This window comes from Porphyrobacter sp. CACIAM 03H1 (assembly GCF_002215495.1).
In the GTDB taxonomy this organism is placed as follows: Bacteria; Pseudomonadota; Alphaproteobacteria; order Sphingomonadales; family Sphingomonadaceae; genus Erythrobacter.
Genome location: NZ_CP021378.1, coordinates 1,203,981 through 1,219,429 on the forward strand (window position 1 = coordinate 1,203,981; position 15,449 = coordinate 1,219,429).

A 15,449-nucleotide genomic window follows, 5' to 3' on the forward strand; every position below is an offset into this window, starting at 1 on the left:
GCCACCCTGACAGCCGGAGACCCCGCCATGCCGCGCCCCGCCTATTTCGACGCTTTCCCCGGGCTTGCGCTCGAACGCGGCGCCGATGGTGTGCTGGTCGCCACATTCCATTCGGACGGCGGCCCGCTCACCTTCACCGCGCGCGACCACACGTACTTCACCGAGGCCTTCTACCGGATCGCGCAGGACCGCGATAACCGCATCGTCATCCTCACCGGCGCGGGCGGACATTTCATCGCCGGTGTCGACTTCGCGAGCTTCGGCAATGTCGCCGATCCCGACGTCTGGTCGCAGGTCCACGACGAGGGGGTGCAGATCCTCGAGAACCTCGCCAACATCCGCGTGCCGGTGATCGCCGCGGTCGAGGGCGCGGCGCACGTCCATTCCGAATATGCGCTGATGGCGAACGTGATCGTCGCCGGGACAAGCGCGACCTTCCGCGATCTGCCGCACTTCGCCGGGGGGATCGTGCCGGGCGACGGGATCTTCACCACCTGGAGCTACCGCGCAGGGCCCGGGCGGGCCGAGGCGTGGCTGCTCGATCCGCAGCCGGTCAGTGCCGCCACGGCCCAGGGCTGGGGCGTGGTGGCCGAGGTGGTGCCCGATGGCACGGCGCTCGCCCGCGCGCGGGAGCTGGCGACGCGCTGGCTCGATCAGCCCGCGCTCACCCGCCGCAACACCCGCATCCACTTCATCCAGCCGCTCAAGGAACGGCTGGTGCGCGAGGTCGGCTACGGGTTGTCGCTCGAAGGGGCCTCGGCGGCGGCGCTGGTCAAGGCGATGGGGGGCGGCAGCTAGGCCGTTTCGCGCAGGACCAGTTCGGGTGGAAGGACGAGGCTTTCGGTGGTCTCGCCCGCCAGCCGGCGCAGCAGCAGGTCGACAAGACCCCGGGCCCCCGCCGCGATGTCCTGCCGCACGGTGGTGAGCGGGGGCACGGTTTGGCGGGCGATCGGCAGGTCGTCGAAGCCGACCAGCCTCACATCGCCTGGAACGCTCAGGCCCTGTGCGCGCAATTCGGTGAGGCACAGCGCGGCGAGGGTGTCGGTGGCGGCGAAAATCCCGTCGATGTCTCGGCCCCCCTGCGCTCTTAAATGCGCGGCGAGGTGGCCCGCGATCTCCTCGCCCGCACGATCCGGCGAAAGGTGGGTGGCGAGCGGCATCACCGGGGCAACGCCGAGGCGCGCGGCCACGTCCTGCGCCCCGGCAAAGCGTGCCGCGAATTCCATCGGGCCGGTGTCGCCGAGAAAGGCGATGCGCTTCGCCCCGCCCGCGATCAGCTGCTCCACCGCGAGCCGCCCGCCGAGCCTGTTGTCGGTGCCCACCACGCAGTGCCGCTGGCCCTCCTGGTGGTTCCCCCAGACGACCATCGGCGTGTAGCTTTCGGCGACCTCCTCGATCCGCTCGAACTGGTCGGACTGGCCGATCACGATCACGCCGTCGATCATCCCCGATCCGATGAAGCGGTCGAGCCAGTCCTCGTCGCTGTCGGGCACCACCCGGCGCAGCATCAGGTCGTAGCCCTCGTGGGTGAGCTCGTCGGCAAGAAAGCCGAGCAGGGTCATGAAGAAGCTGTCGGAGATCTGCTGGCGGATATCGTGGCCGAGCGGAATGACGACGCCGATCACACCCGTCTTCTGGCGCCGGAGCCCGCTCGCCATCTGGTTCGGGCGGAAGCCGTGTTCGCGGGCGAGGGCGACGATCTTCTCGCGGGTCTGGGCGTTGACGAGGCTCTTGCCGGCAAGCGCCCGGCTGACGGTCCCGGGCGAGACTCCGGCGAGGCGCGCAAGATCGGTGATGGTGCGCACCGTAGTGCGCGCGCCCTTGTGGTCGCTGTCGCCCATAGCCCTCCCTAGCCGGCGGCGAGCCCCTGTTCGCGGGGTCTGCGATGGCCGGCATCGACCAGCAACGTAGCGAGCGCGCCCGCGAGCATCAAGCCGCCGCCCAATATGAGCACATGGCGCGGATCGCCGCCTAGGAGGGGCCGGTAGATCAGCGGCATCGTAAGGGTCTGGATCAGCATGGGAATGACGATGAACAGGTTGAAGATGCCCATGTAGATGCCGTTGCGGGCAGGCGGGATGCAGTCGGCGAGCATGACATAGGTGTTGCCCATCATCCCCGCCCAGCCGATCCCGATGCCGAGCATCAGCACGAACAGGCCCGCCGGCGTCGATACGCCCGGGATCAGCAGCATCGCCGTGCCCGAGGCGGCAAGGCAGGCGGCATGGGTGGCGCGCGCGCCGAAGCGCCTGACGATCGGGATCAGCGCGAGCGCGCCGAGGAAGGCGATGAAATTGTAGAGCGCGCCGGCCTGCTGGGCGGTGAGGGTCGCCTCGCGGAAGGCGCTGCTTGCCGGATCGCTGGTGCCATAGATCGAGCGGCCCACGGCAAAGGTGATGTACTGCCAATAGGCGAACATCGCATACCACTGGCACAGCATCGCGCCCGCCAGTTGCTTCATCGGGCGCGGCATGTCGCGGATCGCCGCGCCGATCTCGACGAAGGTGGCACGCGCGGTCAGCGGCCGCTCGTCGAGTTCCGCCTGCTCTGCGGCGTCGAGCGGCAGTTCGGGCACGCGCCACACCGACCAGACGATCGTGGAGATCGAGAGGATCGCGCCGATGATGAAGGCGATGCGCACGATCACCGGAATGCCGTTGGCGTCGAGCATGTCGCGCGCGACGAAGGCCGTGAGCAGCGAGGGCGCGAGGTAGGACAGGGTCTGGGCAAGGCCGGTGAAGGCGCTCTGGGTCAGGAAGCCGACCGACCGCTGGCCCGGCGCGAGCCGGTCGGCGACATAGGCGCGGTAGGGTTCCATCGTGATGTTGTTGCCGGCATCGAGGATCCACAGCAGGCTTGCCGCCATCCACAGGGTGCTCGAATAGGGCATGGCGGAAAGCGAGAGGGTGCAGATGATCGCGCCGACGAGGAAATAGGGGGTGCGCCGGCCGAGGCGGGTGCTGGTGCGGTCGCTCATGGCGCCGACGATCGGCTGGACGATCAGGCCCGTCATCGGCCCCGCCAGCCACAGCAGCGGCATCGAAGCCTCGTCCGCGCCGAGGAAGCCGTAGATCGGCCCCATGTTGGCCTGTTGCAGTCCGAAAGAGAACTGGAGGCCGAAGAAGCCGATGTTCATCTCGATGATTCTGAGCAGCGAAAGCCGCGGCTTTTCCGACATTTGGCGCCTCATCCCAGCTGTATGTCACGCGCATTATAGCCTGCGCTGTGGCTTGGAGGTGACATGAATCCGCGCGAATTGCAAACGATTGCAAGATTTCTATTGCAATCGTTTGCAGGATGATTAGGCAAGGCTCGTCAAGCGCTCCCAGAGGCGCAAACCCGAGAGGAGAGACACCATGAAATTGCGTTACGCGCTCTGCGCCGGTGCCGCTGCGTCGGCCCTCCTTGCCAGCCCCGCCTTCGCGCAGGACGCGGCCGATGCGCCCGTCGCCGAGGGCGAGGAGATCATCGTCACCGCCGTCGCCCGCGGCCAGAACCGCATCGAAAGCTCGGTCTCGGTCAGCACCATCGGCGCGCAGACCATCGCCAATCTCGCCGCGCCCTCCTCGGCCGACCTCATCCGCCAGATCCCGGGCATCCGCTCGGAAGCCTCGGGCGGCGAGGGCAACGCCAACATCGCGGTTCGCGGCATCCCCGTCTCGACCGGCGGCGCGCGCTATATCCAGCTGCAGGAAGACGGCCTGCCGATCCTCGAATTCGGCGACATCATCTTCGGCAATGCCGACAACTTCCTGCGCGCCGATCGCTCGGTTGCCCGCGTCGAGGCGGTGCGCGGCGGTTCGGCCTCGACCTTTGCCTCGAACGCGCCGGGCGCGGTGATCAACTTCATCTCCAAGACCGGCCAGCAGGAAGGCGGCGCGATCCAGGCCAGCGTCGGCCTCGATTTCGAAAGCTACCGCCTCGATTTCGACTACGGCGCCCCGCTCGCGGAAGACCTCTACTTCCACGTCGGCGGCTTCTACCGCACTGGCGAGGGGCCGCGCGACATCGGCTACAACGGCTATGACGGCGGCCAGATCAAGGCCAACATCACCAAGGAATTCGACGGCGGCTACATCCGCTTCCACGCCAAGTATCTCGACGACCGCACCCCGACGATCCTGCCCCAGCCGGTGCGGGTGACGGGCACGGGCGGCAACCCCGACTATCAGGCGATCCCCGGCTTCGATCCGCGCCGCGACAGCCTCTACAGCCCCTTCCTCGGCCAGGCGGTGACGCTCGACGGCAACAACAACCCGGCGAGCTACGACTTCCGCGACGGCCTGTCGGTCAAGAGCCTCGCCTTCGGGATCGAGAGCGAGATCGACGTGGGCAGCGGCTGGACGCTGACCAACCGCTTCCGCTTCGCCGACAATTCGGGCGGCTTCCTCTCGCCCTTCCCGGCAGGGGCGGGCGCGGCGCAGGCCGTGGCCAACTCGGTCGGCGGCGCAGGGTCGAGCATCATCTTCGCCAGCGGGCCGAATGCGGGGCAGCTCGCCAATGCCGCCACCATCGGCGGCAATGGCCTGCTCGCCAATGTCGTCAACTTCAACGTCCGGCTCAGCCTCGACAACGTCACCAATGATTTCCGCGTCAACAAGGCGTTCGACATCGGCGGCGGCACGGCGAACTTCACCACCGGCTTCTACCTCTCGCGCCAGACCATCGACACCGACTGGCTGTGGACCAGCCACCTCCAGACGGTGCAGGGCGACGGGCAGGCGGTGCTGGTCAACGTGCGCAATGCGGGCGGCCAGCTCGTCACTCAGAACGGCACTGTCGGCTTCGGCGCGAGCTTCTTCGGCAATTGCTGCCGCCGTTCCTACGATGTCGACTATTCGACCTACGCGCCCTTCGCCTCGCTCTCGCTGGAGCTGGACCGCCTGACGATCGACGCCTCGATCCGCTACGATTTCGGCGACGCCAGCGGCACCATCACCGGCGCCGACAGCGGCTTCGGTGTCGGCGTCGGCAGTTTCGACTTCGACCGCAACGGCACGATCAGCCCGGCCGAGGCGCAGACCAGCGTGCTGCCGCTCGGCAATGCGCGGCCCGTGAATTACGAATTCGACTACCTCAGCTTCTCGCTGGGGGCGAACTACCTCGTCACCGACGACCTGGGCGTCTTCGCGCGCTACAGCCGGGGCGGCCGCCACACCGCCGACCGTTCGCTGTTCTCGCCCGCCGTCAGCGCCGTCGACGGCGGCCTGCCGGGCGGCGATGCGGGGGTGATCGCGCGGGTCGACCAGCTCGAGGCCGGGCTCAAGTACCAGTCGGGCGGGCTCGCGCTCTATGCCACCGGCTTCTATGCCGAGACCTCGGAAACCAATGTCGACATCGCCCCGCTGGTGCTGTTCGACACCACCTTCGAGGCCTACGGGATCGAGCTCGAAGGCTCCTACCGCAGCGGGCCCTTCAGCCTGACGGCGGGTGCGACCTGGACCGATGCGGAGATCAAGGACGCGCTCAACGCGGCGACCATCGGCAACACCCCGCGCCGGCAGGCCGACCTCGTCTATCAGGCGACCGCGCAATACGATGCCGACCTGTTCACCGTGGGCGCCAACATCGTCGGCACCACCGAGAGCTTCACGCAGGACAACAACGATCTGATCCTGCCCGCCTTCGCGCAGGTCAACGCCTTCGTTGCGGTGCGGCCGATCGACCGTATCGAGATCGGGCTCAACGCCACCAACCTCTTCAACGCCACCGGCTTCACCGAGGCGGAAGAGGGCTCGATCCCGGCAAACGGCCTCGTGCGCGCGCGCTCAATCGCCGGGCGCACGGTGCTCGCCTCGGTCCGGTTCGACTTCTGACAGCCGGACGGGGCGCATGACGGCTGGCCGCCACCTCCTCCCCCGGCGGCCAGCTGTCTTTCTTTTCGTGATCTGACGTGATGGGATTCTTGCCGCAATGACGAGTGCCTGGACAGCCGAGCACGTTGAACGGATCGGACCGGCCGCACCGGCGGCGGCGCTGATCCCGGCGGTGGGCGCGGCGGGCCGCTCGGCGCTGGATGCGGGGCGGCTCTACTGGGACATGTGGCCGGTGCAGGATGCTGCCGGCGCACGCGCGCTGATCGGTGGCCGCGAGCTGTGGATGGCGCTGACCGCGCCCGACCGCGGCGATCCGGCGCTCCGCCATTTCGAGGCGAAGATCCACTGGATCGAGCGTGCGCAGGGTGCGTGGCACGACCGCGGCCCTGTGCTCCCCGACATGGGCGATGTGCCCTACGAGCGCGAATGGGCGGGCTCCGCGCTGCTCGATGACGGCGTGCTGACCCTGTTCTTCACTGCCGCCGGAAGCGCCGCGCGCCCCGGCGGCTATCGGCAGGAACTGTGGGCCGTCTCCGCGCGCCTCGGGCCCGAGGGCCGGCCGCAGGACTGGTCGGCCCCCGCGCCGCTGGTGAGGGGCTACGGCCCGCAATACATGGCCGCCGACGCGCACGAGGGCGAACCCGGGCGGATCAAGGCCTTCCGCGATCCCGCCTATTTCCGCGACCCTGCCGACGGCCGCGAGTACATCGCCTTCACCGCCTCGCTCGCGGGATCCCACAGCGCCTACAACGGCGCCTTCGGCCTCGCCCGCAAGGAAGCCACGGGGTGGGAGCTGATCCCCCCGTGCCTCCATGCCGAGAGCGTCAACAACGAGCTCGAGCGCGCCCATCTGGTGTTTCACCAGGGGAACTACTACGCCTTCTGGTCGACGCAGACCGCGACCTTCGCCGAAGGTCTGCGCCATGCGCCGGGAGGGCTTTACGGGATGGTGGCGGACAGCATGGCGGGGCCGTGGCGGCCCTTGAACGGCAGCGGACTGGTGCTCGCCAACCCGCCCGGCCGCGCGCAGCAGACCTACAGCTGGTATGTCGATGCATCGCTGACGGTGTGCAGCTTCGTCGACGTATTGCCGGGCGGCGGCTTCGGCGGCGTGCCTGCGCCCCTGCTCCGCCTCGCGCTCGACGGCGAGCGCGCTGCCCTCGCGCTGGAGAGCGCCGTCTGATGCCCGGAGCGATGCTGGGCGCGATCGAGGCGGGCGGCACCAAGTTCGTGCTGGCGGTCGGCCCTTCGCCCGACCGGATCCTCGCCCGTCACACCATCCCCACCCGCGACCCGGCGACGACCCTTGCCGAGGCGGCAGCGTGGTTCGCCGCGCAGGGAGGGGAGAGCGCGCTCGGGATCGGCAGTTTCGGGCCGGTGGAACTGGACCGCGCCTCGCCCAAGTGGGGCTTCATCACCACCACCCCCAAGCCCGGCTGGGCGGATACCGACTTTGCGGGCCATCTCGCCCGGGCGCTCGGCGGCGTTCCGGTCGGCTTCGATACCGACGTCAATGCGGCCGCCATCGCCGAACACGCCGCGAGCGGGCGGGATGGGGGCGGGAGCCTCGCCTATCTCACCATCGGCACCGGCATCGGCGGCGGACTGGTGCTGGACGGGCGGCCGGTGCACGGCATCGCCCATCCCGAGATCGGCCACATCTACCCGCGCCGTCATCCGGAAGACACGGACTTCGCCGGCATCTGCCCGCATCACGGCGACTGCCTCGAGGGTCTCGCCAGCGGCCCGGCGATCATCGCGCGCTGGGGCGCCTCGCTCTCCAAGCTGCCCGCCGACCACCCGGGCCATGCCATCATCGCCGATTACATCGCGCAGGCCTGCCACACCCTCTTTGCCAGCGTCGCGGTGGAGGAAGTGGTGATCGGCGGCGGGGTGGCGCAGACTCCCGGTCTGGTCGAACGGGTGGCGGAGCGCGCCCGGGCGCTCGATGCGGGCTACCTGCCGGGGGGCGAGCGCCACGCCGTCATCCGCCCCCGGCTCGGCACGAATTCGGGGATCGTCGGCGCCATGATGCTCGCCCGGGCTGCCGCAGGGGCTTGAGCAATCGCCCCGTCCCCGCGATAGTCGGCGGGAGACACAGGGAGGGTTGCCGATGTTCCGACTGCTTGCCGCGCTCCTCGCGCTGCTGGGCCTTGCCGCGCCGCTCGCGGCGCAGGATGCGGGGCGCCTGATCGAATACGAGCGCGTGCCCGCGGCCGACCTGCCCGACCAGCGCCTGACGATCTGGTTGCCCCCCGGCTACGACGCGGGCGAGCGACGCTATCCCGTGCTTTACATGCACGACGGGCACAACCTGTTCGACATCGAGAAATCGAACTTCAAGAAGATCTGGGCCGCCGACAAGGCGATGCTGGCGGCAGTGGCGAGCGGCAAGGTCGAGCCGCACATCATCGTCGGCATCTGGGCGCCCGGACCCGACCGCCACCGCCAGTATCTGCCACGCAGCCTCTACGACCTGACCTCGGGCGACCTGCGCACGCAGATGGACGGCATGACCAAGGGCGGCGTGATCTCGCAGGCCTATCTGGCGTGGATCGCCGGTCCGCTCAAATCATGGGTCGACGCAAGCTTCCGCACCCGCACGGGTCGCGACGACACCGCCATCGTCGGATCGAGCATGGGCGGGCTGATGAGCTGCTATGCCTTCCTCGAGAAGCCGCAGGTGTTCGGCCGGGCTGGCTGCGTTTCCTCGCACTGGCCCGCGGTCGATCCGCGCGCTGTCGACGCCGATCGGCTCAAGGCGCTGTGGGACGGCTGGTTCGCGGCGCGGCTCGGCCAGCCTGACGGGCGGCGGGTGTGGCTGGACCACGGCACGGCGACGCTCGATGCCTTCTACGCGCCCTACCAGCAGGTGGTGGACGCGCGCTTCGTGGCGGCCGGCTGGCAGAAGGGCCGCGACTGGGAGAGCAAGGTCTACGAAGGCGCGGAGCACGAGGAGAACGCCTGGGCGGCGCGCCTGCCGGAGATCTTCGGGTGGCTGCTGGCGAAGTGAAAGCACCCAGACCCGTTCGCCCTGAGCTTGTCGGAAGCGAAGCTGACCCGCAGGGTCAACAGCCGTCCTTCACCTTGGCCTGAGTGCTTGGGTGCGAAGAAAGTGCAGCCCTTCGGAAGCGAAGCTGTTGCACAGCAACACCGGCTCAGGGCGAACGGAGGTTGATCAGACGCGCAACCCGAAGGCCTCTTTCGCCAGCTTCTCCACCACCGCCTTGTCGGGTGCGCCCTTGGGTGAGACCCAGCTTCCGCCCACGCACAGCACCGGATCGAAGGCCAGCCATTCGGGCGCGTTCTCAAGGCTGATCCCGCCGGTCGGGCAGAAGCGGCATTGCCCGAAGGGCGCGGCGAGGGCCTTCAAGGCGGGAAGACCCCCCGCCGCCATAGCGGGGAAGAACTTGAAGCGGTCGAGGCCCAGATCGAGCCCGCGCATGATGTCGCCCGCGTTGGCGATGCCTGGGAGGAAAGGCACGCCCGCCGCGATGGCCGCCTTGCCCAGCGGCTCGGTGAGGCCGGGGGAGACGATGAACTCGCTCCCCGCCTCCAGCGCCGCATCCAGCTCGCGCGGATTGGTGACGGTGCCCGCCCCGACGATCGCGCCCGCAACCTCCTTCATCGCCCGGATCGCGCCGAGTGCGGCGGGGGTGCGCAGGGTGACTTCGAGGACGCGCAGGCCGCCGGCCACCAGCGCCTCGGCTAGCGGGACGGCGTGGGCCTCGTCCTCGATCACGATCACCGGGATCACCGGCGCCGTGCGCATGATGGCGTCGATATTCATCACATTCCTCCGGTGGCGAGCATCGCCGATGCGCCCTGTTCGGCCCCGTCGGCGAAGCGGCGCATCATGCCGAACAGCTCGCGGCCCGTGCCGAGCTCCGCCTGCGGATCGGCGGCAGGTTCGCGGGCGGCAAGATCGGCGGTGGTTGAGAGTTCGCCGGTGCGGGCGCAGACCTTCACCACATCGCCATCCCGCAGCCGCGCCAGCGGGCCGCCGCCGAGGGCTTCCGGCGTGCAGTGGATCGCCGCGGGCACCTTGCCGCTCGCGCCCGACATGCGCCCATCGGTGACGAGCGCGACCTTGTGGCCGCGATCCTGAAGCACGCCCAGCGGCGGGGTGAGCTTGTGAAGTTCGGGCATCCCGTTGGCGCGAGGGCCCTGGAAGCGCACGACGACCACCACATCGCGGTCAAGCTCGCCCGCCTTGAAGGCGGCGGCGACGCTCGGCTGGTCCTCGAAGACGCGGCAGGGGGCTTCCACCGTCCAGCGGCTCTCGTCCACCGCCGAGGTCTTGAAACAGGCGCGCCCGAGATTGCCCTCGAGCAGGCGCATCCCGCCGTCGGGCTTGAAGGGGTTGCTGACGGGGCGCAGCATGGTCTCGTCGCCGCTCGGGCCGACCTCGCGCCACACCAGTTCTTCGCCGTCGAGCCCCGGTTCCTTCGCATAATCGGCAAAGCCCCCACGCCCGACTGTCAGGATGTCGCCGTGCGCCAGCCCGGCCTCGAGCAGCTCGCCGATCACGAAGCCCATGCCGCCCGCATTGTGGAAGTGGTTCACGTCGCCCGCGCCGTTGGGATAGACCTGCGCAATGAGGGGCACGGCGCTCGAGAGTTCGGCGAGGTCGTTCCAGTCGAAGATCACGCCCGCCGCGCGCGCCATGGCGGGCAGGTGGATCGCGTGGTTGGTCGATCCCCCCGTGGCGAGGAGGCCCACGGCGGCGTTCACCACCGCCTTCTCGTCGACGACGAGGCCGAGCGGGCGATAGTCGTCGCCCTTGCGGGTGATCTGCGCGACACGGTGCACCGCCTCGCGGTCCAATGCCTGGCGCAGCTTCGTGCCGGGGTTGATGAAGGCGGAATTGGGGACGTGCAGCCCCATCATCTCCATCATCATCTGGTTGGAGTTCGCCGTGCCGAAGAAGGTGCAGGTGCCCTGCGAGTGGTAGCTCCCCATCTCGCTCGCCAGCAGCTCGGCGCGGGTCGCCTTGCCTTCGGCATAGAGCTGGCGGACGCGCTGCTTTTCCTTGTTCGGGATGCCGGAAGGCATCGGCCCGCCGGGGACGAAGATCATCGGCAGGTGGCCGAAGCGCAGCGCGCCCATCAGCAGGCCGGGCACGATCTTGTCGCAGATGCCGAGCAGGAGCGCGCCGTCGAACATCGCATGGGAGAGGGCAACCGCGGTGCCAAGCGCGATCACGTCGCGGCTGAAGAGCGAAAGCTCCATGCCGGTCTCGCCCTGCGTCACCCCGTCGCACATCGCCGGAACGCCGCCCGCGACCTGCGCCGTCGCGCCCACCTCGCGCGCATGGATCTTCAGGCGCTCGGGATAGCGGTAATAGGGCGCATGGGCCGACAGCATGTCGTTGTAGGCGGTGACGATCCCGATATTCGGCCCGCGCCCCGCCACCATCGCCGGCTTGTCGTCCTCCATCCCGGCATAGGCATGGGCGAGGTTCGAGCACGACACGGCGCTGCGTTCGCCCATGTTGTCGCCTTCGCGGCGGATCAGGTCGAGATAGGCGCTCCGGGTCGCCTTCGAGTTTTCGATCACGCGCTGCGTGACCCGGTGCAGGGTGTCGTCGAGGGGCTTACTCATGCCACGTCACTCCGTCGCGTTCGGCCAGCGCGATGGCCGCAGAGGGGCCCCAGCTGCCGGCGGTGTAGGTTCGGGGGGTGAGGCCGTCCGCCGCCCACTGGCCGCGGATCGCGTCGACCCATTCCCACTGCGCCTCGACCTCGTCGCGCCGGACGAACAGGGTCTGGTCGCCCTCAACCAGATCAAGCAGCAGGCGTTCATAGGCGATGCGCCGCACCGCGCCCGAGAAGGCGTCCGGCATGGCGATGTTGAGCGGCACCGCGCGCAGGCGCAGCCCCTCGCGGTCGAGCCCGGGCACCTTGGCCATCAGCGAGAGGGTGATGTTCTCCTCCGGCTGGATGCCGATGACGAGGCGGTTTGGCTGCATCGTCGCGCCGCGCCCGGCGAAGATCGAGTGTGGCACGCAGCGGAACTGGATGACGATCTCGGTCACGCGCTTGGGCATGCGCTTGCCGGTCCTGAGGTAGAAGGGCACGCCCTTCCACCGCCAATTGTCGACATGGGCCTTGATCGCGACGAAGGTCTCGGTGTCCGACGGCTTGCCCAGCTCCTCGTCATAGCCCGGCACCGCCTGCCCGCCGATCGCGCCCGCGCGGTACTGCCCGGTGACGGTCTCGTTCGAGGCGACCTTGCGCAGCGCGCGCAGGACCTTGACCTTCTCGTCGCGCACCGCGGTGGCGTCGAAGTGCGCGGGCGGCTCCATCGCGACCAGCGCGAGCAGCTGGAGCATGTGGTTCTGCACCATGTCGCGGATCGCGCCGGCATCATCGTAGAAGGCGACACGCCCTTCGAGGCCGACGGTCTCGGCCACGGTGATCTGCACATGGTCGATGTGCGCCGCGTTCCACAGCGGTTCGAACATGATGTTGGCGAAGCGCAGCGCCAGCAGGTTCTGCACCGTCTCCTTGCCGAGATAGTGGTCGATGCGGAAAATCCGGCTCTCGGGGAAGGCGCCCGCGACCGCATCGTTGATCTCGCGGCTCGAGGCGAGGTCGGTGCCGAGCGGCTTCTCGAGGCACATGCGCACGTTCTCGCCCGTCAGTCCGGCCGATTGCAGGCCCTTGATCGTCGGGCCGAACAGGCTCGGCGCGGTCGAGAGGAAGATCGCAAGGCCCCGCTGCGGCGTGCCGACCTTGGCGGCGAGATCGGCATAGCCCTCCAGCGTCGTCGCATCGAGGGTCTGGTAGGCAAGGCGGTTCATGAACTCCGCCATCCGCCCGCGCCGGTCGGCGGGGAGATACTTCTCCAGCGCCGCGCGTGCGAAGTTGCGGTATTCGCCGTCGGTCATCTCGCTGCGCGCGGTGCCGATGATCTTCAGGTCGGGCGCGAGCAGCCCGTCGGCATCGAGCGCGAAGAGGCTCGGCAGCAGCATGCGCTGGGCAAGGTCGCCGGTGGCTCCGAACAGCAGCAGGCGGTCAGCGGTGAAGCTCATGCGCAAAGGCCCCTTCTCTTGCGCGCTCTACCTAGGCGCGCGTGGGGCTAACTGCCAGCTTCGCGCATACTTATTCAAGTCGCCGCGGGGCTCAGGCGGGGCGACGCGCGAAGATCCCGAAGCCGGCGATGATCGCATAGCACGCTGCCGGCAGCACCAGCGCGAAGGCGAGGCTGGTCGCATCGGCGAGCGCGCCGAACATCGGCGGGATGATCGCGCCGCCGCAGATCGCGACGTTGATGATCCCCGATCCGTCCGCCGCGCGCGGCCCCAGCTTCTCGCAGGCGAGGCTGAAGATCGTCGGGAACATGATCGCGTTCATCAGGCCCACGGCAAGCAGGCTGTAGCCCGCGACGACGCCGGTCGAGTTCGCCGAGATCGCGATCAGCGTGATCGCGCCGGCCGCCACCGTCGCCAGCAGCAGGCCCGGGCTGACCATGCGCAGCAGTCCCGAGCCGATGAAGCGCCCGACCAGCGCGCCGCCCCAGTAGAGCGAGATCAGCTTGCCCGCGTCCTGTTCGGGCAGGTTCAGAACCTCCGCCTGCATCAGGTAGTTGACGATGAAGCTGCCGATCGCGACTTCCGCGCCGACGTAGAGGAAGATGCAGGCCGCCCCGTAGCCGAAGCGCGGGCGCTTCAGCAGCGCGAGGCCGTCGGCAAGGCTGGTCTGCTCGTGCTTCTCGCCCTTCAGCCGGTCGCGGAACAGCCAGACCACGCCCGCCACCACCGCCAGCGCGGCGGCGAGGCCGAGATAGCCGTTGACGATCGCCTGGCTCTCGGCCGTGCGATAGGCGGCGAGCGCCTCGCCCGAAAGCTCGGCGGCGGTGACCGTGGCGAGGCTGCCGAGGATCAGGATCGCGCCGACATAGGGGAAGATCGTCGTCCCCAGCGAGTTGAACGCCTGCGCGAAGGTCAGGCGGCTGTGCGTCGTGCGCTCCGGCCCCAGCAGGCTGATCAGCGGGTTGGCGACGATCTGCACCAGCACCACGCCGGTCGCGAGGATGAAATAGGCGAACAGGAACATCGGGAAAAGCGCGGTCTGGCTTGCCGGGATGAACAGCAGGCACCCCGCCATCATCGTCACCAGCCCCGCCACCGCGCCGCGCATGTAGCCCAGCCGCTTGACCAGCCGCGCGCCCGGGATGCCGACCAGCGCATAGGCGATGAAGAACCAGAACTGCACCAGGCTCGCCTCGAAGAAGTTGAGCGTGAACAGCTCCTTCAATTTGGGGATGATGACGTCGTTCAGCGAGGTGATCCCGCCGAAGATGAAGAACAGCGCGAAAACGAAGTAGTTCAATCCCGGCGCGTCGACCTGCGGCGCATCGCCTGCGCTCTCGCCGAATCCGCCCGCCGCGCTCCCGCTCGGTGCCCCAAGGCCCCCACCTAATGCCATCGCTGCTCTCTCCCAAGGCGCTGTCTGGTTGCGAACGTTCACAATCCGCGCGCCCGTGTCAACTTGCAAGAGCTTGGGGCGCAATTCCAGTGCGAATAGGAATGCAGCGCAGCCTTGCGCGGGGATAACATCAGGCCCTAGAGAAAAATCCCATGAGCGGGGGACCGAAGAGACGGCCGACATCCTTCGATGTGGCGGAGCGGGCGGGTGTCAGCCAGCCGACCGTCAGCCGTGCCCTGTCCGGCTCCCCCGCCATCGCCGAGGCGACGCGGCGCAAGGTGATCGAGGCGGCCGAGGCGCTGGGCTATTTCGTCGATGAGCGCGCTGCGCGGCTGCGGCGCGGCTCCACCGGCACGCTCGCGGTGGTGGTGATCTGCCGCGAGGGCGACAGCGCCTCCTCCATCAACCCCTTCGCCTATGCGCTGCTCGGGAGCGTGTGCGTCGCGGCGTCGGAACGCGGGTTCGAAACGCTGGTGAGCTTCCAGGCGCGGGCCGACGATTTCTTCGGGCATTACCAAGAACAGGGCCGCGCGGACGGGCTGGTGGTGATCGGCACCACCACCAACCAGGCGGCGTGGGAGCATTTCCGCGGGATCGAGAGCGATGGCCGCCGTGTCGCCTATTGGGGCTCGCCCTTCGACGAGCTCGACTGGGTGCGCTCCGACAACCGCGCCGCCGGGCGGCTCGCGGTGGAACATCTGCTGGCCGCCGGATACAGGCGCCCGTGCTTCCTCGGCGCACTCAACACCCCGCAGGTGCAGTTCACCGAACGCTATGAAGGCTATGCCGAGGCCATGCGCGCGGCGGGACTGGAGCCGTGCCTTGCGCCGACCGTCAACGCCGCCACCCGCGAGGAGGAAGGCCGCCGCGCGGCGCGGCGTCTGATCGAGCGCGGAGAGGGCGTCGATGCGGTCTTCGCCGCCTGCGATGCGATGGCGCTGGGCGCGCTCGAGGCCTTCGCCGCCGCCGACATCGCGGTGCCGGGCGAGGTCGGGGTGATGGGCTTCGACGATCTGGTCGCGGGCCGCTTCAGCCGCCCGCCGCTCACCACCATCGCCCCCGATCCGGCCGAGGCGGGCGCGGCGCTGGTCGAGGCGGTGCTGGACGAAGGCGCGGCAGCGCGCCGCCGGGTGCCGGTGAAGCTGATCGTGCGCGGGAGCACGGCGCGTTCTTGATGTGCGGTCGCGCTTGCGCGCGACGC

The 15,449-nt window shown here is 69.0% G+C and carries 12 protein-coding genes; 6 read left to right on the forward strand and 6 right to left on the reverse strand.

Annotation, left to right across the window (positions count from 1 at the left end; all coding sequences use genetic code 11):
* Positions 1 to 27 precede the first annotated feature (27 nt).
* Positions 28 to 798: an enoyl-CoA hydratase/isomerase family protein gene (locus CBR61_RS05830; protein ID WP_088913518.1), complete on the forward strand. Its 771-nt coding sequence runs from the start codon at positions 28 to 30 to the stop codon at positions 796 to 798.
* On the opposite strand, the gene CBR61_RS05835 is transcribed toward CBR61_RS05830, so the two are convergent.
* On the reverse strand, positions 795 to 1,841 hold the full coding sequence (locus tag CBR61_RS05835) for a LacI family DNA-binding transcriptional regulator (protein ID WP_088913519.1): 1,047 nt from the start codon (positions 1,839 to 1,841) through the stop codon (positions 795 to 797). The two genes, CBR61_RS05830 and CBR61_RS05835, sit on opposite strands and share 4 nt — an antisense overlap.
* An 8-nt stretch (positions 1,842 to 1,849) precedes the next feature.
* Positions 1,850 to 3,178: an MFS transporter gene (locus tag CBR61_RS05840; RefSeq protein ID WP_088913520.1), complete on the reverse strand. Its 1,329-nt coding sequence runs from the start codon at positions 3,176 to 3,178 to the stop codon at positions 1,850 to 1,852.
* A gap of 178 nt (positions 3,179 to 3,356) precedes the next feature.
* Between CBR61_RS05840 and CBR61_RS05845 the strand changes: the two genes are divergently transcribed.
* The 4 genes from CBR61_RS05845 (at position 3,357) to CBR61_RS05860 (ending at position 8,829) form a co-directional block, all read left to right on the forward strand.
* A complete protein-coding gene (locus CBR61_RS05845; RefSeq protein ID WP_088913521.1) occupies positions 3,357 to 5,816 on the forward strand; it encodes a TonB-dependent receptor domain-containing protein in 2,460 nt (819 codons plus the stop codon).
* Positions 5,817 to 5,913: 97 nt separating this feature from the next.
* Entirely contained in the window at positions 5,914 to 6,999 is a 1,086-nt protein-coding gene (locus CBR61_RS05850) for a glycoside hydrolase family 68 protein (protein WP_088913522.1), read from the forward strand.
* Entirely contained in the window at positions 6,999 to 7,877 is an 879-nt protein-coding gene (locus tag CBR61_RS05855) for an ROK family protein (protein ID WP_233996878.1), read from the forward strand. The genes CBR61_RS05850 and CBR61_RS05855 overlap by 1 nt, the downstream gene beginning before the upstream one ends.
* A gap of 52 nt (positions 7,878 to 7,929) precedes the next feature.
* Positions 7,930 to 8,829, forward strand: a complete 900-nt coding sequence (locus CBR61_RS05860) for an alpha/beta hydrolase (protein WP_088913523.1) — start codon at positions 7,930 to 7,932, stop codon at positions 8,827 to 8,829.
* A gap of 165 nt (positions 8,830 to 8,994) precedes the next feature.
* On the opposite strand, the gene eda is transcribed toward CBR61_RS05860, so the two are convergent.
* The 4 genes from eda to CBR61_RS05880 form a co-directional block, all read right to left on the reverse strand.
* Positions 8,995 to 9,606, reverse strand: coding sequence for a bifunctional 4-hydroxy-2-oxoglutarate aldolase/2-dehydro-3-deoxy-phosphogluconate aldolase (gene eda, locus CBR61_RS05865; protein WP_172835924.1), 612 nt, complete (start codon positions 9,604 to 9,606; stop codon positions 8,995 to 8,997).
* The gene (gene edd / locus CBR61_RS05870; protein WP_088913525.1) at positions 9,606 to 11,420 is read right to left on the reverse strand and encodes a phosphogluconate dehydratase; all 1,815 of its coding nucleotides are present in this window, start codon (positions 11,418 to 11,420) and stop codon (positions 9,606 to 9,608) included. Before edd ends, eda begins: the two co-directional genes overlap by 1 nt.
* Entirely contained in the window at positions 11,413 to 12,852 is a 1,440-nt protein-coding gene (zwf, locus tag CBR61_RS05875) for a glucose-6-phosphate dehydrogenase (RefSeq protein WP_088913526.1), read from the reverse strand. The genes edd and zwf overlap by 8 nt, the downstream gene beginning before the upstream one ends.
* A gap of 91 nt (positions 12,853 to 12,943) precedes the next feature.
* The gene (locus CBR61_RS05880; RefSeq protein WP_088913527.1) at positions 12,944 to 14,248 is read right to left on the reverse strand and encodes a sugar MFS transporter; all 1,305 of its coding nucleotides are present in this window, start codon (positions 14,246 to 14,248) and stop codon (positions 12,944 to 12,946) included.
* A 152-nt stretch (positions 14,249 to 14,400) separates the two neighbouring features.
* Between CBR61_RS05880 and CBR61_RS05885 the strand changes: the two genes are divergently transcribed.
* Entirely contained in the window at positions 14,401 to 15,423 is a 1,023-nt protein-coding gene (locus CBR61_RS05885) for a LacI family DNA-binding transcriptional regulator (protein ID WP_088913528.1), read from the forward strand.
* Positions 15,424 to 15,449 lie beyond the last annotated feature (26 nt).